Below are 17,636 nucleotides of genomic sequence, written 5' to 3'. Positions count from 1 at the left end.
AAACAGTCTGTGAACCTATTGCTAACAGTGTTCGAAATCGTGGCTCCAGTATTCATTTTGGCGGGGATCGGTTTTGCCTGGGTCAAGCTTGGATTCGAGTACCGGTTGGAGTTCGTAACCCGCCTTGGCGTAACCCTCGCAGTGCCCAGTCTGATCTTTGTGGCATTGATGCAAACTGATATCCCCGCCGGAGATTTGACCCGTTTTACACTGGCGGCGATCACCGGGCATGTCGGGCTTGCCATTGTCTTTGAAGTCTTTGTGCGCCTGCGGGGTTTGGATCGCAGAACCTATCTGTCACCCTTGATTTTTGGGAATGCCGGCAATCTGGGATTACCTTTGTGTATCTTTGCTTTTGGTCAGGCCGGTTTGGGTTATGCAGTCATCTTTCTGGCTGTCACTGCCCTGCTGTCTTTCACCTACGGCATTTATTTGGTCGCAGGGAAAGGCGGGTTTGGCAAAGCGGCCCGAGAACCCATGGTCTGGGCCACGCTTTTGGGCGCGTTGTTCCTGTGGCGAGGCTGGCAGACCCCGCTTTTTTTGACCAATACGCTGGAACTTTTGGGCCAGATGGCCGTGCCGATGATGCTGATCACAGTCGGTGTCGCCATCGCCCGCCTGACAACGCAGAAAATTGGGCAGGCCATCTGGTTGTCCCTAATCAAGCTCGTCGTGTGCTTTGTCCTTGGGCGGGGTCTGGCTGTTTTGTTTGGCCTGGATTCTGTCGGTTTTGGCATCATGGTCCTGCAGATGTGCACACCGGTCGCCGTTACATCTTATTTATTGGCCGAACGTTTTAGGGCAGATTCTGACGCGGTGGCTGGAATGGTCATGATCTCAACTATTCTGTCGGTCGGTGCTTTGCCTCTAATTCTAGCTATTGTTCTGTAGCGATTGTGATTTCCTCAAAGCTCAATCTGCGCTAGAATAAAGAAAAAAGGCACGAGGCACATGAGCAGAATTCTTTTCGTACTCCTTGGGGTGCTGCTTTTGGCATCCTGTGGGGGTGGTTCGAAACAGCCACCCAGCAAACTTAATGATGCGTGCAGCATTGCGCGCGAAAGGCCTGACTATATCAAGGCCTTCAAAAGTACTGAGCGTAAATGGGGCGTCCCGGTTCATGTACAAATGGCGACGATCTATCAGGAAAGCCGTTATCGCCATGACGCGCGAACACCGCATAAATATGTTCTGGGCGTAATCCCGATGGGTCGACAAAGCAGCGCCTATGGGTTCAGCCAGGCGCTGGATGGCACCTGGGATCAATACCAGCGCGAGACCGGCAAGCGCCGGGCCAAGCGCGACCGTATCCGCGATGCGTCGGATTTCATCGGCTGGTACATGAACAAAAGTTATGAGCGGAACGGCATTCACCCCGGCGACACCCGAAACCAGTACCTCGCCTATCACGAGGGCCACACCGGCTATGCCCGTGGCAGCCATTACGGCAAACCCTGGCTATTGAACGTCGCCAATGACGTGGACGCCCGCGCCAGATTGTATCAGGCACAGCTGGATGGTTGCCGACACTGACGTGTCTACGGGTCAGCGATTGGCTGACCCGCTTCTTTTCGAGTTCGAGAACAGATCACGGCTCAGACTAGCACCCGTGTCCAGTTGCCCCAACAAAACAGTTGTCTGACTGCCCGCATTGTCGTGAATCACCCATTTACGCAGCTCGATCGGGTTGTCTGTGAACATCAGCTCAATACGCCCGGTATCCGGGTTTTTCGGGTCTTGCGCAGTAACTACGGTTGCGGTGCCGTCGAAATCATGGCCCACGACCATATTCGCCTGCCCCAGATTCACATTACGCGCTAGGACCAGTGACAATGGTGTCCGCTTCAACGGGTATTGCTCGGGCGGCTGGTTCGACTTGGGGTCAAAGATTTGCACTGTGCCCGCATTGGCCAGAACTACGGCACTATTGGGCGGGTCATATTCAAAACGCATCTTACCCGGTCGCTGCATCCACAGCTTTCCGGTGCTTAACGAGCCATCATCGTTCACCTGCGTAAACGTTGTCTCGACGGCTTTAAGACCATTCAGGTAATTGGAGATCTGCGACAGCGGCAGCTTGTCCGCCGCCCAAGCAGAAGGCGCGGCAAGTATCAAGGCAAGGGCAAAGGCAATCTGTTTCATGGCTCACAGATATGCGCTCTGCCCTTGTTATTAAATATCCTATTGCTCGGGGACGAGGATTTCCCGCTTACCGACGTGATTTGCCGACGAAACAACGCCTTCATCTTCCATTTGCTCAACAAGCCGCGCAGCTTTGTTATAGCCAATGGCAAGTTTCCGCTGGATGTACGAGGTCGAACATTTGCGATCCTTGATCACAATCGCCACCGCCTGATCGTAGAGGGCATCTTCTCCGTTCGTGTTGCCACCGGTGCTGAGGCCCAGAACAGCGTCGATGTTGTCAGCCTTCTCCTCTGCCGGTCCATCGACAACACCGCTCATGTAATCCGGAGGACCGAACTGTTTCAGGTGGTTGACGATTTCCTCAACCTCCTCGTCCGAAACAAAAGGACCATGGCAGCGCGTGATTTTGGCGCCACCCGCCATATACAACATGTCGCCCTGCCCCAGCAGTTGCTCGGCACCCATTTCTCCCAGAATGGTGCGGCTGTCGACTTTCGAGGTCACTTGGAACGAAATTCGTGTCGGGAAGTTCGCCTTGATCGTACCGGTGATCACATCGACCGAGGGGCGCTGCGTGGCCATGATCAGGTGAATACCCGAGGCACGCGCCATTTGAGCCAGACGCTGAATGCAGGCTTCGATCTCTTTACCTGCCACCATCATCAGGTCAGCCATCTCGTCGACGATGACAACAATATAGGGCATCGCTTCGGGGGCGAATTCTTCGGTCTCGAACACGGGTTCACCGGTTTCATCGTCAAACCCGGTCTGAACCGTACGGCTGAACAATTCGCCCTTGGCCAGAGCGTCCTTCACGCGGCCGTTGTAGCCGGCGATGTTGCGGACGCCCATCTTGGACATCTTCCGATAGCGATCTTCCATCTCGCCCACGACCCATTTCAGGGCCACAACCGCCTTTTTAGGGTCGGTCACAACAGGTGAGAGCAGATGCGGGATGCCGTCATAAACAGACAGTTCCAGCATCTTGGGGTCAATCATGATCAGACGGCATTCATCCGGCGTCAGCTTATATAGCAGTGACAGGATCATGGTGTTGATTGCCACCGACTTACCGGACCCGGTGGTCCCCGCGATCAGCAGGTGAGGCATCTTGGCTAGGTTCGCCACTACAGACTCACCGCCGATATCCTTGCCCAGCGCCAGTGGCAGCGCGTGGTTGCCATCGCCAAAGTCGCGGCTGGCAAGGATTTCACGCAGTACCACCATCTCACGGTTTTCATTGGGCAGTTCGATCCCGATCACCGAACGGCCCGGCAGAGTCGATACACGCGCCGACAGCGCCGACATCGACCGCGCGATATCGTCGGCCAGACCGATCACACGGCTGGCCTTCAGACCCGGCGCGGGTTCCAGTTCGTACATTGTGACGACCGGGCCGGGGCGCACACTGACGATCTCACCCTTTACACCATAATCATCCAGTACGTTTTCCAGCATCCGCGCGTTTTCTTCCAGCGCCTCATCGCTCAGGTGATGACGCTGAATGCTGGCCGGGTTGGACAACAGGTTAAGCGGCGGCAGCTCAAAATCCGAATGCTTTTCTTCGAATGACAGGGTTGGCTGCGCCTCGGCCTGAGCGCGACGCGAAGGCGGCGGAGTACGGCGTACGGGTTGTGCCACAACCGGCTTGCGCGGTTCGGCCACCGGGATCTTCATTGCGGGACGCTGCTGCGGTGCAGGCTCAGGTGCGTCCTCGAACACGGCCTCGTCTTCAAATCCTGGCTCGGGCGCAAAGTCCTGATGCAGCGATTCCTGCTGCCACTCCGGTGCCGGGTCCACCGTCAGCATCGGTTCCGGCGGCAATCCAGCCGAGGTCATCGGCGGTTCAGGAGGCAAATCTGTGCCCGGTCCAGAATTCAGGATAAGCGGGTCAGGCCCACGGCCTCGACCCTTGGTCAAAGGCAGGTTTGGGTCGTGTTCAGGTGCCATCTCTCCTGCTGCCACCTTGCGGTTGCGCACCGCAGCGGAAATCTTGGATCGGATGCGGTCCTCACCGGGCATCTCATCGAAATCTGCAACCGGCTCGTAATCAATCAATTCGGGTTCCGGCATGGGTTCGGGGCGCCGGATCAGGCTGGGCATGCGGGCCAGCAGGCCGGGCTTGGCGGGCTCGGGCTCTTCAAAATCCGGCTCTTCGAATACTGGATCGGCATAAGCCAGATCATCATCAAGCACGGCCTCGGCGGCTTCGCTGCGCGTGGCCTTACGCTCTTCCCACTGCGCCCGGCGGTCGCGAGCAGCCTGCGCTGTCGCAGCTGCGCCCCGGCCCAACAGGGTCATCATCATGTCGTAAGACATTACAAGACCCAGCAAGAAGGCGCGGAAACCTTTGCGTACATCTTCTTTGGTGAAACCAAGCACGAAAACACCCAAGGCCAACATCCCTGCGGCCATAGCCAGCGACATCAGTTTGACCATGAAATGCGAAGAAATCGGCAGCAGCGTCAGCAAGGCACCCATCACGGTGTCACCAAACAACCCGCCCAAACCAAAGCTGTGAGTCGCGCGCCACGCCTCTCCCGGCACCAGTGTCGCAGCGTAGACCGAGACAATGGCAATCCAGATCGGCCCAAAGATAAGACGGGCAACCGCGCGTTCCTCGCCGAAATGGCCAGCAAAGCGAACGCCCCAGCCAATCAGCACCAGCGCGATGCTCCAGCTGCCCCAGCCCACGATCATGAACAACGGTGCCGCGATCGAGGCACCAATCCGCCCCATCCAGTTCTGCACCGGCGCGTCGGTCGAGACCATCCAGTTCGGATCATCCGGCGTGTAGGACCAGATCATCGCAGCAGCGGCCAAACCCAGCAGGATCAGAACGATTCCGATCAGTTCCTTGCTGCGCCGTTCAATCGCGGCCTGAGTCGTGCTGTCCAGCAATGGATCGCGGTTGCGCGCGTTGTAAGATGCCATTTTGCCCTCGTACCTCACGAATAGATGCAGTCGCGGAGCGTGATCAGCCCTTGCTGCAACTCTGTTTTTGGGGCCACCATGGCGACCCGAATAAATTGCTCGCCCGGGTTTTGCCCCGGATCACCTTGAGAAAGATATGCGCCCGGCAGCACCCGGACACCGGTCTGCTGCCACAGCTTCAATGCGGTTTCTTCGCCGTTTTCGACCGGCAGCCACAGGAAAAATCCGGCTTCGGGCGGCATATAGCCCTGCAAGCCCGCGAACACCTTATCCGCAATCGCATATTTTTCCTGATAGAGCGCGCGGTTCTCGGCGACATGTTCTTCGTCCGCCCAGACCTTGGCAGCGGCGGCTTGCAACGGCAACGGCAGCGGTGCACCCGCATAGTTGCGCAACTGCTTGACCCGCTTGATGGTTTCAGGACCGCCCGCAATCAGGCCAGACCGCAACCCGGCCAGATTCGACCTTTTCGACAAAGAGTTGAACAAGGTGATCCGCTCGGGGTCTGCGCCCAGTTCCTGCGCAACGGTCAAAACGCCGGTCGGGGCTTCGTGGCGGTAAATTTCGGAATAACATTCATCCGCAAAAATGCGGAAATCGTATTTTTCGGCCAGACGGATCAACTCGGCCCAGTAATCCCGCGAGGCAACGGCCCCCTGCGGGTTCGCGGGCGAACAGATATAGGCCACGGCGGTGCGGTTCAGCACGTCCTCGGTCAGACCCGCGTAATCGGGCAGATGGCCCGTTGCAGCAATTGCAGGCACAAAGATCGGCTCAGCCCCAACCGAGATCGAGGCGACCATATAGACCTGATAAAACGGGTTCGGACACAGGACGACCGGTCTCTGACCGTTCTTCTGCTCGGGGCACAGGGCCATGGCAGCATTATACAACCCTTCACGAGTGCCATTCAGAGCCATCACGTTGGTCTCAGGGTCCATCGTTACGCCATAGCGGCGACTGATCCAGTCAGTGATCGCGCTGCGCAGTTCGGGCGAACCTTCATTCGGCGGATAACCTTGAAACCCTGCGGCGTTTTCCATGATCACATCCGTCACCCACGACGGGAAATCATGCATAGGCGCGCCGATGGTCATGTGAATCACATCTCCACCCGGCTGGTGATGATCCAACAGGGTGCGCAGACGCGGGAATGCGTATTCCGGTAGGTTCGAAAACCGCTCGGGGAAATTCATAACTACTGCCTCAATATCGGGATCATTAACGCCCCGCTTTTTTGGCAGATTACAGATCGCTCCCCGTTTCGTCCAGACAAAGAGGTGGCGAATCAGGGGATTGTGGCATTCAGGCCAATACCGCCTCGGCCGCTGAACCAAACCGCAAAAGCGCCTCTTCCGAACCCGGATACCCCATCATCATCAGCCCACAGCCTTGGGTCCCTGTGGGCAATGTCAGCGCCGCCAGCCCCATCAGGTTGCCAATTCGCGTATTGCGCAGCGCCAACAGGTTTTCAGTGACATAGTAGTCATGATCGCTCATCAACCGCTCCAGTTTCGGCGGTAGAATGGGCGCAGAGGGTGCCAGAACGGCATCAAACCCGGCGGCGGCCGCATCCCAGGCGGCCCGACATGCTTTCAACTTGGACCAGGCCGCAACATAATCGGCACCGGACACGTTTTTACCGGTGCGAAAGCGCTCAAGAATCTCAGGATACATCGCATCCGGGTTGGCCTCGATCACATCGCGCCACAGGCCATAAGCTTCGGTAGTATAGAGAAGACCGGAAAGCCCCATCGCCTCGTTTAATTCGGGCACCTCAAGCGGCACGATTTCCGCCCCTGCATCGCGCAACCGCTCCACAGCGTCGTCATAAGCTTTGCGAGGCGCATCGCGCAGGTCGTCTTTGGCCACGTTTTGCAGATCGGCAAAACGACGGCCTTTCAGGCTGGTCCCGCGCAGATCAGCCGGGTTGCTGCCCTCAAGCATGGCCAGCAAATGCGCCGCATCCTCAACCGAACGGGCCAACGGGCCAGCGGTGTCAAAGCGCAGGCACAAAGGTACGACCCCCTCAAGACTGACCCGTCCGGCAGTGGTTTTCAGCCCCACAAGATTGTTCCAGGCCGCAGGGATACGCACTGATCCACCGGTGTCTGACCCCATTCCACCTGCGGCCAAACCCCACGCGACCGACGCCGCCGCGCCAGAAGAGGAGCCACCGGAAACCGCATCTTCATCATCGACACAGGGCGGGGTTCCGGTGGTCGGATTCAATCCAAGGCCCGAAAAGGCCAATTCGCTCATATGGGTTTTACCCAGACACACAGCTCCCATCGCAGTGGCATTGCGCACGACGACTGCGTCGGTGTCTGGCACCCGGCCCGTCAACAACGCCGATCCGGCCTCGGTGGCAATCCCGGCCGTGTCGAACAAGTCTTTCCAACTGATTGGCACGCCATCCAACAATGACAGACGCTGCCCCAGCTTGGCGCGCGATTGCGCTGCCTGGGCTTCAGCCCGCGCGCGGTCATGAGTCACGCGAGCATAGATCCGGTCACGGTGAGGATGGGCATCGATGGCGGACAGATAGGCCTCGGTCAGTTCAACCGGGTCGATCCGGCCCATGCCGATGCCCCGACCCAAATCACACGCCGTCATGGTCAGCCAGTCCTGCATCCCTGCCCCCTTGAAAAATTCTGTTGCAAGGGACGGTAGCGACAGGACTGCACATGGACAATCCCGAATGGGCGCGCATATTGCACAGCATGGAACAGAACTCCGATATCCTGATTGTGGGCGGCGGCCTGAATGGCCCGGCCTTGGCATTGGCGCTGGCGCAAACGGGGCATTCCGTCACCGTGATCGACGCTCTGGCTGAAAAGGTCCGCAAGAACGCCGCATTTGACGGCCGCGCCTATGCTTTGGCGCTGGCCTCGCAACGCCTTCTGGATGCAATTGGGGTCTGGGAAAGGGTGGCGGACCATGCCCAGCCGATGCTTGAGATCAAAGTCACCGATGGCCATGCGGGCACGGGGCCATCACCGTTTTTCATGCATTTCGACCATGCCGAGATCGAAGAAGGCCCGATGGGTTACATGGTCGAAGACCGTCATCTACGCCGCGCCTTTATGGACGCGATGGCCGAAGATAAGCGCATCACCCAGATCAACGGCAAAACCGTCATCGCTCAGGATGTCACAGCAAATGGTGTAACGCTGACGTTGAACGACGGGAAAACCGTGACAGGTAGCCTGCTGGTCGGTTGCGATGGTCGCCGCAGCGGCACCGCAACGCGTGCAGGCATCAAGCGCACCGGTTGGGATTACGGCCAGACCGCACTGGTCTGCGCCATCGAACACGACTTGCCCCATCACGGCATTGCACATCAGTTCTTCATGCCACCCGGCCCCCTTGCGATCCTGCCCCTGACCGGGAATCGCAGCTCGATCGTCTGGAGTGAGCAGACTGAAACGGCAAAGCACATCAATTCCCTACCCGAGGCGGACTATCTGCAGGCTCTGCGTCCCCGGTTCGGCGACTTTCTGGGCGAAATTCGCCTGCAGGGCGACCGCTTTACCTATCCCCTGAATCTGACCATCGCCAACTCTTTTATTGGAGAGCGCATGGCGTTGGTCGGAGACGCCGCGCACGGCATGCACCCCATCGCCGGACAGGGCCTGAACGCTGGCCTGCGTGATGTCGGGGCTCTGGCCGAAGTACTCACATTGGCCGGACGGCGGGGTGAAGATATTGGTTCGGTTCTGGTACTGGAGCGCTATCAGGAGTGGCGTCGTTTCGACACCGCCTCGCTGGCAATGGCGACCGATGCGTTCAACAAGCTGTTTTCCAACGACAACCCGTTGCTGCGGATCGGGCGCGATATCGGGATGGGGATCGTCGGATCAATGCCTGGCCTGCGCCGTGGCTTCGTACGCGAAGCTGCCGGATTGACCGGAGACCTACCCAAACTGCTGCAAGGCCGCCCGATTTAATCGAGCACGCGCGCCTCATCTATCAACATCACTGGAATGCCGTTCCGGATCGGAAAGGCCAGGCCAGCCGACTTTGACACCAGCTCTTGCTTTTCGGCGTCATAATGCAGAGTGGTATGACTCTGCGGGCAGATCAGTGCCTCAAGCATACGGCGATCGAACGGGTGCTCGGGGTCGGTCATTGTAGTTTTTCCTCATTCGTTCCGCCACGCATGGCGAATTCTATCAGCGTCACCAATGTCTCACGTCGGGTACGCAGGCTGGGGGCTTCTAGCAGTGCCTGCTTCTCTTCGGGCTCGAAATCCAGCAACATGGACAATGAGTTCACCAGTAACTCATCATCGGCGTCTTTCAAGGTATCCCAGTCGGTTGAAAGCTGACGCGAAGCAAAAAACCTTTCGAGCAGACCCAGAAATTTTGGACGGTTGAACGCATCGTCCTTCTCGACCTTGCCAAGATCGCGGTCAAATCCATCCCAAGATACGGAACAGCGTCGATAAGGTGTAAAGGCATCCAGTTCAGACCGGACGCGAAAACGCGAAATACCCGTCAGAGTGATCAGGTAGCGGCCATCTTCAGTCTCGGAGAATTGCGTCACGCGTCCAGCGCACCCGATCTGGTGCAGTTTGCTGTCGTCGCTCTGGCATGGGTTAGGTTGTACCATACCAATAAGCCGCTCTTGCGTTTTCAAAGCGTCATCCAGCATCTGGAGGTAACGCGGCTCAAAAATATGCAGCGGCAGGCGTGAACGGGGCAGCAACAGCGCCCCGGGCAATGGAAAGACGGATACCGTTTCAGGCAGGTCAGCGGGATGCATCATGTACCCGAGTGTAGCTCTGATCCCGAATTAGGCAAATATCATCGAGCTAAGTTTGCGCCGCCCGTTCAGAACAATCGGGTCATTGGGTTTGAGCGCATCGAAAATGGTGAACAGCTGGGTCTTGGCGGCCCCGTCATTCCACTCACGGTCCCGGCGGAACAGCTCCAACAGTTGCGCCACGGCCTCTTCAACCTCACCATTTGCATGCAGGGCCTGCGCCAGATCGAAACGGGCCTGATGGTTGTCGGGTTCGACCTCTACCGCTGCGCTCAGTTCGGCCACTGGACCCGCGTCTGCGGCCTGCTTGGCCAATTCCAACTGCGCATGCGCGGCTTCCACTTCGGCGGATGTAGAGATCTCAGCGGGAGCGCCATTCAGGATCGCCTCGGCCTGCTCCAAATCACCCGAAGCGATATGGGCACGAACCAGACCGCCATAGGCACCGGCGTGGTTCGGGTCTTCGCCAAGAATGGCGGCAAAGGTTTGGGCCGCATCCACAGCGGCCCCATCGGCCAGCATCTCTTCGGCGGCTTCTACGGCATCATCCAGTTGACCACCGGGGCTTTCGCCGCCCGCGGCTTCGATCACACGGTCGATAAAGGCCTTAATTTCGGACCCCGGCAGCGCGCCCTGAAATCCATCCACGGGCTGACCTTTGAAAAAGGCATAAACGGTCGGCACTGATTGAACACGCATTTGCGAGGCGATCATCTGCGCCTCATCCACGTTGATCTTGACCATCTTCACCGCGCCCTTGGCGGCGTTCACGGCCTCTTCCAACAGAGGTATGAGGGTCTTGCACGGACCGCACCAGGGCGCCCAGAAATCCACGATGATAGGCGTTTCCTGAGACGCCTCGACCACGTCGGCCATAAAGGTCGCCTCGGACCCGTCCTTGATCAGGTCGGTGGCCTCGGGGCCGGCTGTCGCGTTCAGAAGGTCCATGATTTTCACTCTCCGGTTCGAACTTGTGCCCTATATGCAACCGCTTGCTGCGGAAACCAAGGGTAGAGTTACGAAATCACAGGTCGAAACTGGCAAAAACGGGTGCGTGATCGCTGGGCTTTTCCCATCCGCGCGCGTCGCGCAAGATCCGGCTGGAATGACCCGCGTTCGAGATATCGGGCGTGGACCAGACGTGATCCAGCCGCCGCCCCTTGTCTGCCGCATCCCAATCGCGTGCGCGGTAAGACCACCAGCTAAACAGCTGCCCTTCGGGAATGTCCTGCCGGGTGATATCGACCCAGCCCCCCGCATCCTGCGTTTCAGCCAGCGCCTCAACCTCGATCGGTGTGTGTGAGACGACCTTGAGCAGTTGTTTATGCGACCAGACGTCATCCTCACGCGGGGCGATGTTCAGATCGCCGACCAGAATGGATTTTTCCGGCCTTTCCGCATGGAACCAGTCACGCATGTCAGCGAGATAGTCGAGCTTTTGCCCGAATTTCTCATTCTTTTCGCGATCCGGGATGTCACCGCCCGCAGGGACATAAAAATTGTGGATGGTCACACCATTCTCCAACCGTCCGGCGATGTGACGGGCATGGCCGAGATCGGCAAAATCCTTATCTCCCACCTCTTCCATCGGCAGCCGTGAAAGGATGGCAACGCCGTTGTAACCTTTCTGACCGCGCGCGACCATGTGGGTATACCCCAACTCGGCGAACCCTTCGGTCGGGATCTTTTCGACCGGAGACTTACACTCCTGCAAACACAACACATCAGGGGCTTCCTCTTGCAGCAATTTCAGCACGATAGGCTCGCGCAAGCGGACCGAGTTGATGTTCCAGGTGGCAAGGGTAAAGGGCATGGGGGATTCCTCTGTCGCGGTTGGGCGGAGGTTAGCGTGGAGGGGGAAGGGGTGCCACGGAAAAAGATTGTCGAAAGGCAGTTAAGCGGACAAAGCGGCCTCCAATCCCTGCTGCGGCAGTAGCACGCGACTATGCTACGCTTGGACCAATCGGAAGACTAATTGGAGGTTTGGCTTATGAAAATTCTTGAAGTCCGATCGCAGAAAGAAACCGACGACGCCGCAAGCCTCATGCGAGGTTTGTACGAAGCAGTCAGGTCCATTAACAGTGATGATACTCAGCGCATTGAAGAGTATTACCAAGGCTCGTGGTTTTTCGATGGTTTACCAAAAATCCCGACCGAGTACCGACCACCGCGTGGTGACATTCTTATTGCCTACCAGAGCGACAGGCCTGTCGGAACCGTCGCAATTTGCCGAATGGATCGTGACTATTGCGAATTAAAGTCGATGTTCGTCACAAGTGAATGCCGAAGCAGCGGGCTCGCTCGGGCCCTGTGCAAACGCGCCATTGGGCTGGCTAAAGAGCAAGGGTATCACACCATCAGGCTAATGACGGGCAAACGTCAGGTTCCTGCCAGGCGGCTGTATGAAAGGCTTGGCTTCAAAATGGTCAAGCCGTGGGAAACCAATCCCCACGACGCCCACGATTATTTCGAGCTAAGTATCGCGTGAAGTCACAGTGGCGAGCCGTCCGTGCTATTGCTACTTGAAAAATTCAACCGCGACATTGGGCTCTGAGCCGACCTCTATCCCAACACCCCACAAAAAAAGCCGGGCCAAAGGCCCGGCAGTCCAACAGGGAGGTGCATGTCATGACCCGGACATGCGCGGGTTGAAAGTAACCTAATTACACATCCAGAGTATCACTTTGATCCACGTCAATCCACAGCAAGTTAAGAGACCAAACGATATCCGCCAGATTCTGTGACCAAAAGGCGCGCATTCGACGGATCGGGCTCAATCTTCTGACGCAGGCGGTAGATATGGGTTTCCAACGTGTGGGTGGTGACGCCCGCGTTATAACCCCAGACCTCATGCAGCAGAACATCGCGGGCAACCACGCCGTCGGTCGAACGGTACAGGAACTTTAGGATGTTGGTCTCTTTCTCGGTCAGCCGGATTTTTCGATCTTCTTCGGTGATCAGCATCTTCATCGCGGGTTTGAAGGTATACGGGCCAAGCACAAAAACAGCATCTTCGGATTGTTCATGCTGGCGCAGCTGCGCGCGAATGCGGGCCAGAAGAACCGGGAATTTGAAAGGCTTCGAGACATAATCGTTGGCACCGGCATCCAGACCCAGAATCGTGTCTGCGTCACTATCATGACCGGTCAGCATCAGAATCGGGCTTTTAACGCCTTGCTTGCGCATCAGGCGACACAGCTCGCGCCCATCGGTGTCGGGCAGGCCCACGTCCAGAATGACCAGATCGTAGATCGCCTCACGCGCCCGTTCCATCGCGGATTGGCCATCATGGGCTTCGAACACATCGAAATCCTCGGTCATCACAAGTTGCTCACTGAGCGCCTCGCGCAGGTCTTCATCGTCATCCACCAGCAGGATTTTCTTGAGCTGAGCCATGTGCGGTCCTCCTAAGCCTTTTCCACCACTTGCGCGCGAAAGATGCAATCAACAAGGTTTACTGCAACAGTCTCACGCCCTCGTGTCTGACGCGGAGGAAATGTTTCACATTTCTGTCGTATCAGGCTAGAGGAAAGCCAGAACGTTACAGGGTAACATAGATGAGTCTGATCCCGGATATATCAGAATTGCTGGCGCGCGCCCGCGCAGACCTGCGTATGGGGGTTCCCGTCGCTCTGACCGATGACAGCGGTTTCAGTGTGCTGGCTGTTGCGACCGAAACGCTGAGCGCCCAGCGGCTTGCAGACTTACGCGGCGTTGGGGGCGAGCCGGTCGTCGCCGTCACCGTGCGCCGGGCCGAAACGCTAAAGGCGCGGGCCTATGACGGTGATCTTGCTCGCGTCATTATTCCTGCGGATACCGATATTGCCTGGGTTCAGGCTGTGGCCGACCCCTCGGACGACCTGAACGCGCCGATGAAAGGCCCCCTGATGACTGAACGTCAGGGCAATGCCAACCTGCACCGCATTGCAATCGCGCTTACCAAATCCGCGCGCCTGCTGCCTGCAGCGGTAGTCGTACCCATCGAGGGCGGGCGTACCTTTGCTGCTCAGCACGGCCTGACATGCATTGACCACACACGCGCCGCACCGCATCTGGCCGACCGAAGCGAGCTGCACGCGGTGGTTGCCGCGCGCCTGCCCATGGAGGTTTCCGAAGCTGGGCGCCTGCACGTCTTTCGCCCCGAAGATGGTGGCGAGGAACACTATGCCGTGGAAATTGGCCGCCCGGACCGGGACAAACCGGTTCTAGCGCGTCTACATTCCGCCTGCTTCACCGGCGACCTGATGGGCAGCTTGAAATGCGACTGTGGCCCTCAACTGCGCGGCGCGCTGGCGCAGATGGGGTCCGAAGGAGCCGGTGTGCTGCTCTACCTCAATCAGGAGGGCCGAGGCATCGGGCTTGCAAACAAGATGCGGGCCTATTTCCTGCAGGATCAGGGCTTTGACACGGTCGAAGCCAATCATCGTCTGGGGTTCGAGGATGATGAGCGCGATTTCCGGTTGGGATCTGACATTCTGAAATCCCTTGGTTTCAGCTCGGTAAGGTTGCTGACCAACAACCCGGCAAAAATTGCAATGATGGAAAAGACCGGCATCGCCGTGACCGAACGGGTGCCGTTGAAAGTCGGTGAAACGGCCCATAACCGCGGGTATCTGGCCACCAAGGCGGCCAAGTCAGGGCATCTGCTGTGACCCCTGACGATCTGGTGTTGACCCCAGGCGGAGTGCGATTTGCCGGGCGGGTGTTTCCCTGCACGATCGGTAAAGGTGGGCTGAGCAGCACCAAGCGCGAAGGGGATGGGGCCACTCCGACCGGGGTACATCATATCGTTGGGATGCTGTATCGACCGGACCGAATCTTAAAACCAACCGAGTGGGCTATTCCCATCGGTCCACGCGATCTGTGGTCGGATGATGGCCGGGACAGCCACTATAACACCCTTGTCAGCGCGCCTTACGGGTTCAGCCACGAAAAACTGCGCCGCGCTGATCCTCTGTATGATCTGGTGCTAATAACCGATTGGAACTGGCCCAATGCAGTACCCGGCTGCGGCTCAGCAATATTCATCCACCAGTGGCGGCGGCCCGGGTACCCGACCGAAGGCTGCATCGCCTTCCGCCGCGATCACCTGCGATGGATCGCCGAAAGGGTATTTTTGGGTACGCGTCTTATTATTCCGCAGGCTTGACCCGCTCACCAAATATGGCCGAACCCACGCGCACATGGGTTGCCCCTAGCGCGATGGCTTGTTCGAAGTCGCTGCTCATGCCCATGGAAAGGCCGGTCAGACCGTTGCGCTCTGCAATTTTGGCGAGCAGAGCAAAATGCAGTGATGGCTCTTCCTCGACCGGCGGGATACACATGAGACCCTGAATTGGCAGGTCTAGGTTCCGGCACTCTGCGATGAAGGCATCAGCATCAGCGGGCAGGATACCGGCCTTCTGCTCTTCTTCCCCGGTGTTGACCTGAATGAACAGATCCGGGCAGTTGCCAACCTCCTGTGCCAGCCGCGCCAGCGTTTTGGCCAGTTTGGGCCGATCAACCGAGTGGATGGTACTGAACAGCTCGATCGCCTGCCGGGCCTTGTTGGTTTGCAGCGGACCGATCAGATGAAGGTCTATGTCCGAGATTTGCTCCATAAAGCCCGGCCATTTGCCAGAAGCCTCCTGAACGCGGTTTTCCCCAAAGCACCGGTGCCCCTGATCCAGAACGGCCAGAACACGCTCATTCGGCTGCACCTTGGAAACGGCGATCAGTTTAACAGACCCTGCATCCCGCCCAGCGGCGGTTTCGGCTTTGACGATGCGGGCGGTGATGTCTTGCAGCGACATAGGAATCCTCAATCTGCTTTCCGCGCAGAAAAACACCATGTCGGCGTAAAAGAAAAGGGCAGGCCCGAAGACCTGCCCTAAAACCTTGCGGTTTCAGATCAACTTAGAAGTTGAACTGTGCACCGAAGTCAGCAACCGTCTGCGAGTCGCAAACGTCACAGTCGTTGACACCGATACCACCGCGCAGCGATGCACCGCCGCCCAGGTCGTAGATGGCACCAACTGCAACCTGCTGCAGGTCTTCATCAGCGTTACCGTCGCCGTAGGTGAACAGCAGGGTAGTTGCTGCGCCCAGGTTGTAGGAAGCCGACAGACCCCATGCGGTGCCATCAGTTGCATCATCTTCGGTCGCGTCGTCCGCAACAAACAGAGTACCACCGAAGTCGCCCCATTCGCCACCCAGGGTCAGAACGGTCAGGCTTGGGTCAGAACCAGCGTCTGCGTCAGTTTGACCATAGGCCAGAGCTGCGGTGATGTTGTTGAAGGTGTAGGTACCGCTGATGTCCCAACGGTCAGCGTCCGCGAGGTCATTGGTGTCGTACGATGCACCAAATGCGAAGTCACCAACTGCGTACTGGAAGAACACAGCGTTCGAACCCGCACCGGTCGAGGTGTACGACAGGAAGCTGTAGTCAACGCCCGAGTACTGACCTGCGAACAGTTCCAGACCAACTTCGTTGCCGTAGTAGTTGGCAAGGTTGTCGAACGAACCGGCAACGTTGCCGGCGTCAACACGCAGACCACCGTAGATGACCGAGAAGCGTGCGCCGTTCAGGCCAGCTTCGTTGGCTTCACCTGTGGACGAGTCTTCGTCAGCTTGCAGACGAACACGGGCTTCAAAGCGGACGCCGCCATCGGTTTCAGCGAAACCGTCGATGCTCAGACGGAAGCGCGAAACCAGGATGGTATCGGATACGTCAGAATCGGTGGTGCCAGCTGCAACGGTGCCAGTCTGGACAAAAGCGTTGGTGTTCGTGGTCGTGGTCGTGGTCGTGACACCACCAGGAGTAACGAATGTGAAGGTGGAGGTGGTGGTGGTGAAGGTACCCTGCGGAAGAGTGGCGGTTCCAACGCCACGGTCTTCTTGGTAGCCAATACCAAAACGGCCATAACCGCTGAAGTTAACGCCGGAGTCGGCCGCTGCAACACCTGCGGTTGCGATAAGAGCGGTCGATGCGAAGAGAACTTTTTTCATCTTGTTTCCCTCGGTTTCAAAAAGTTTTTCTACTCGACACATGTCAAGCACGTGTCTCAGCACGGGAACCGTTTCGCTCTTTTTGCCCCCAACACGCAAGCTTGGCGTCATTGAATTGGGCGCATTGGCCACAAATTGGTGCAAGGATGCCACAGTCTGTTTTCGTGACCTCACCAACCCCGCACCCACCCTTATGTGACAATAAGAGGGTTGTTGCTAAACTGGTCCTTGTCTAGGAGTAGTCCTGACAACGTAGACCAAAGTGAACAGGACCCGTCGATAATGCGCCTGCTGACGATTTTCGGTTTGATCATAATAACTGCGGCCGTGTCGGCCTGCGGACAGAATCGGGGTGCCGCGCCGAATCCGAATTCTCTCGCTACCGGCGGCGATTCTGACGACCAGGAATTAGACGATCCGAACCGCTCGACAATTTGGGATTTGTTCTCCGGCGCGGATGCCGAACAGATCACGAGTGTGAACCGCTATCTGTGGACCGCGTCGCTGGATGTTCTGAACTTCCTCCCTATTCAAGAGGTTGATCCGTTCACCGGTGTGATTGTGACGGGATATGGAACGCCCCCGGGCGGCGGACGGCAGTATCGCGCGACGGTACATATCAGCGATCCGGCCCTGGCAGCGCGGTCTTTATCGGTCTCTCTGCAGACCAGCGGCGGTGCTCCGGTCAACGCAGCCACCACACGCGCGGTCGAGGATGCAATTCTGTCGCGCGCCCGTCAGTTGCGCATTGCGGACAACAAGCTCTAGCAACTCGCCGAAAATCACACTAATACCACGCCGGG

18 protein-coding genes are annotated in these 17,636 nt (G+C 57.8%); 7 read left to right on the top strand and 11 right to left on the bottom strand.

The window, feature by feature from the left end:
• Window positions 1-9 precede the first annotated feature (9 nt).
• Together ACR0D7_RS15475 and ACR0D7_RS15470 are read left to right on the top strand one after the other, a co-directional pair.
• A complete protein-coding gene (locus ACR0D7_RS15475; RefSeq protein WP_480679802.1) occupies window positions 10-891 on the top strand; it encodes an AEC family transporter in 882 nt (293 codons plus the stop codon).
• 60 nt (window positions 892-951) lie between these two features.
• A complete protein-coding gene (locus ACR0D7_RS15470; protein WP_170571771.1) occupies window positions 952-1,533 on the top strand; it encodes a transglycosylase SLT domain-containing protein in 582 nt (193 codons plus the stop codon).
• A gap of 12 nt (window positions 1,534-1,545) precedes the next feature.
• Here the strand turns inward: ACR0D7_RS15470 and ACR0D7_RS15465 are convergent, their stop codons facing one another.
• From ACR0D7_RS15465 to ACR0D7_RS15450, 4 genes are all read right to left on the bottom strand, one after another.
• Window positions 1,546-2,142 (bottom strand): LolA family protein, encoded by a 597-nt coding sequence (locus ACR0D7_RS15465; RefSeq protein ID WP_170383965.1) that lies wholly within the window; start codon window positions 2,140-2,142, stop codon window positions 1,546-1,548.
• Between the two features lie 39 nt (window positions 2,143-2,181).
• Entirely contained in the window at window positions 2,182-5,079 is a 2,898-nt protein-coding gene (locus ACR0D7_RS15460) for a DNA translocase FtsK (protein ID WP_480679801.1), read from the bottom strand.
• Between the two features lie 14 nt (window positions 5,080-5,093).
• Window positions 5,094-6,275 carry an aminotransferase class I/II-fold pyridoxal phosphate-dependent enzyme gene (locus ACR0D7_RS15455; protein ID WP_480679800.1) on the bottom strand — a complete coding sequence of 394 codons (1,182 nt, stop codon included), beginning with the start codon at window positions 6,273-6,275 and terminating at the stop codon, window positions 5,094-5,096.
• A gap of 109 nt (window positions 6,276-6,384) precedes the next feature.
• The gene (locus ACR0D7_RS15450; RefSeq protein WP_480679799.1) at window positions 6,385-7,713 is read right to left on the bottom strand and encodes an amidase; all 1,329 of its coding nucleotides are present in this window, start codon (window positions 7,711-7,713) and stop codon (window positions 6,385-6,387) included.
• A gap of 53 nt (window positions 7,714-7,766) precedes the next feature.
• Here ACR0D7_RS15450 and ACR0D7_RS15445 point away from each other — a divergent pair, with 53 nt between their 5' ends.
• The gene (locus ACR0D7_RS15445) at window positions 7,767-9,029 is read left to right on the top strand and encodes an FAD-dependent monooxygenase (RefSeq protein WP_480679798.1); all 1,263 of its coding nucleotides are present in this window, start codon (window positions 7,767-7,769) and stop codon (window positions 9,027-9,029) included.
• Here ACR0D7_RS15445 and ACR0D7_RS15440 read toward each other — a convergent pair.
• The 4 genes from ACR0D7_RS15440 to ACR0D7_RS15425 all read right to left on the bottom strand — a co-directional run bounded on the left by ACR0D7_RS15440 (window position 9,026) and on the right by ACR0D7_RS15425 (window position 11,659).
• Window positions 9,026-9,211, bottom strand: coding sequence for a Trm112 family protein (locus tag ACR0D7_RS15440; protein WP_480679797.1), 186 nt, complete (start codon window positions 9,209-9,211; stop codon window positions 9,026-9,028). The genes ACR0D7_RS15445 and ACR0D7_RS15440 overlap by 4 nt on opposite strands.
• A complete protein-coding gene (locus ACR0D7_RS15435) occupies window positions 9,208-9,849 on the bottom strand; it encodes an LON peptidase substrate-binding domain-containing protein (protein ID WP_480679796.1) in 642 nt (213 codons plus the stop codon). The genes ACR0D7_RS15440 and ACR0D7_RS15435 overlap by 4 nt, the downstream gene beginning before the upstream one ends.
• 27 nt (window positions 9,850-9,876) lie before the next feature.
• Window positions 9,877-10,794 carry a tetratricopeptide repeat protein gene (locus ACR0D7_RS15430; RefSeq protein ID WP_480679795.1) on the bottom strand — a complete coding sequence of 306 codons (918 nt, stop codon included), beginning with the start codon at window positions 10,792-10,794 and terminating at the stop codon, window positions 9,877-9,879.
• 76 nt (window positions 10,795-10,870) lie between these two features.
• On the bottom strand, window positions 10,871-11,659 hold the full coding sequence (locus ACR0D7_RS15425) for an exodeoxyribonuclease III (RefSeq protein ID WP_480679794.1): 789 nt from the start codon (window positions 11,657-11,659) through the stop codon (window positions 10,871-10,873).
• 177 nt (window positions 11,660-11,836) lie between these two features.
• On the opposite strand from ACR0D7_RS15425, the gene ACR0D7_RS15420 reads away from it, so the two are divergent.
• Window positions 11,837-12,334 carry a GNAT family N-acetyltransferase gene (locus ACR0D7_RS15420; protein WP_480679793.1) on the top strand — a complete coding sequence of 166 codons (498 nt, stop codon included), beginning with the start codon at window positions 11,837-11,839 and terminating at the stop codon, window positions 12,332-12,334.
• A 221-nt stretch (window positions 12,335-12,555) separates the two neighbouring features.
• On the opposite strand, the gene ACR0D7_RS15415 is transcribed toward ACR0D7_RS15420, so the two are convergent.
• Complete coding sequence (locus ACR0D7_RS15415; RefSeq protein WP_058283107.1) at window positions 12,556-13,242, bottom strand: response regulator transcription factor; 687 nt, start codon at window positions 13,240-13,242, stop codon at window positions 12,556-12,558.
• Window positions 13,243-13,403: 161 nt separating this feature from the next.
• Here ACR0D7_RS15415 and ribA point away from each other — a divergent pair, with 161 nt between their 5' ends.
• Both ribA and ACR0D7_RS15405 read left to right on the top strand, forming a co-directional pair.
• Window positions 13,404-14,498: a GTP cyclohydrolase II gene (ribA, locus tag ACR0D7_RS15410; RefSeq protein WP_480679792.1), complete on the top strand. Its 1,095-nt coding sequence runs from the start codon at window positions 13,404-13,406 to the stop codon at window positions 14,496-14,498.
• Entirely contained in the window at window positions 14,495-14,995 is a 501-nt protein-coding gene (locus ACR0D7_RS15405) for a L,D-transpeptidase family protein (protein ID WP_480679791.1), read from the top strand. The genes ribA and ACR0D7_RS15405 overlap by 4 nt, the downstream gene beginning before the upstream one ends.
• Here the strand turns inward: ACR0D7_RS15405 and ACR0D7_RS15400 are convergent.
• Window positions 14,979-15,638 carry a YggS family pyridoxal phosphate-dependent enzyme gene (locus ACR0D7_RS15400; protein WP_480679790.1) on the bottom strand — a complete coding sequence of 220 codons (660 nt, stop codon included), beginning with the start codon at window positions 15,636-15,638 and terminating at the stop codon, window positions 14,979-14,981. The two genes, ACR0D7_RS15405 and ACR0D7_RS15400, sit on opposite strands and share 17 nt — an antisense overlap.
• 103 nt (window positions 15,639-15,741) lie before the next feature.
• Entirely contained in the window at window positions 15,742-16,833 is a 1,092-nt protein-coding gene (locus ACR0D7_RS15395; RefSeq protein WP_480679789.1) for a porin, read from the bottom strand.
• A 282-nt stretch (window positions 16,834-17,115) separates the two neighbouring features.
• Between ACR0D7_RS15395 and ACR0D7_RS15390 the strand changes: the two genes are divergently transcribed.
• The gene (locus ACR0D7_RS15390; protein ID WP_480679788.1) at window positions 17,116-17,601 is read left to right on the top strand and encodes a DUF3576 domain-containing protein; all 486 of its coding nucleotides are present in this window, start codon (window positions 17,116-17,118) and stop codon (window positions 17,599-17,601) included.
• Window positions 17,602-17,636: the final 35 nt, after the last annotated feature.

The sequence above is a fragment of the Ruegeria sp. BB7 genome (assembly GCF_056539365.1).
This window is presented reverse-complemented; position numbering and strand designations above follow the sequence as displayed.

Excerpts from the sequence above, each read along its gene's own strand:
- ACR0D7_RS15470 (WP_170571771.1), top strand. The coding sequence starts at position 952 with ATGAGCAGAATTCTTTTCGTACTCCTTGGGGTGCTGCTTTTGGCATCC.
- ACR0D7_RS15465 (WP_170383965.1), bottom strand. The coding sequence starts at position 2,142 with ATGAAACAGATTGCCTTTGCCCTTGCCTTGATACTTGCCGCGCCTTCT.
- ACR0D7_RS15460 (WP_480679801.1), bottom strand. The coding sequence starts at position 5,079 with ATGGCATCTTACAACGCGCGCAACCGCGATCCATTGCTGGACAGCACG.
- ACR0D7_RS15455 (WP_480679800.1), bottom strand. The coding sequence starts at position 6,275 with ATGAATTTCCCCGAGCGGTTTTCGAACCTACCGGAATACGCATTCCCG.
- ACR0D7_RS15450 (WP_480679799.1), bottom strand. The coding sequence starts at position 7,713 with ATGCAGGACTGGCTGACCATGACGGCGTGTGATTTGGGTCGGGGCATC.
- ACR0D7_RS15445 (WP_480679798.1), top strand. The coding sequence starts at position 7,767 with ATGGACAATCCCGAATGGGCGCGCATATTGCACAGCATGGAACAGAAC.
- ACR0D7_RS15440 (WP_480679797.1), bottom strand. The coding sequence starts at position 9,211 with ATGACCGACCCCGAGCACCCGTTCGATCGCCGTATGCTTGAGGCACTG.
- ACR0D7_RS15435 (WP_480679796.1), bottom strand. The coding sequence starts at position 9,849 with ATGATGCATCCCGCTGACCTGCCTGAAACGGTATCCGTCTTTCCATTG.
- ACR0D7_RS15430 (WP_480679795.1), bottom strand. The coding sequence starts at position 10,794 with ATGGACCTTCTGAACGCGACAGCCGGCCCCGAGGCCACCGACCTGATC.
- ACR0D7_RS15425 (WP_480679794.1), bottom strand. The coding sequence starts at position 11,659 with ATGCCCTTTACCCTTGCCACCTGGAACATCAACTCGGTCCGCTTGCGC.
- ACR0D7_RS15420 (WP_480679793.1), top strand. The coding sequence starts at position 11,837 with ATGAAAATTCTTGAAGTCCGATCGCAGAAAGAAACCGACGACGCCGCA.
- ACR0D7_RS15415 (WP_058283107.1), bottom strand. The coding sequence starts at position 13,242 with ATGGCTCAGCTCAAGAAAATCCTGCTGGTGGATGACGATGAAGACCTG.
- ribA (WP_480679792.1), top strand. The coding sequence starts at position 13,404 with ATGAGTCTGATCCCGGATATATCAGAATTGCTGGCGCGCGCCCGCGCA.
- ACR0D7_RS15400 (WP_480679790.1), bottom strand. The coding sequence starts at position 15,638 with ATGTCGCTGCAAGACATCACCGCCCGCATCGTCAAAGCCGAAACCGCC.
- ACR0D7_RS15395 (WP_480679789.1), bottom strand. The coding sequence starts at position 16,833 with ATGAAAAAAGTTCTCTTCGCATCGACCGCTCTTATCGCAACCGCAGGT.
- ACR0D7_RS15390 (WP_480679788.1), top strand. The coding sequence starts at position 17,116 with ATGCGCCTGCTGACGATTTTCGGTTTGATCATAATAACTGCGGCCGTG.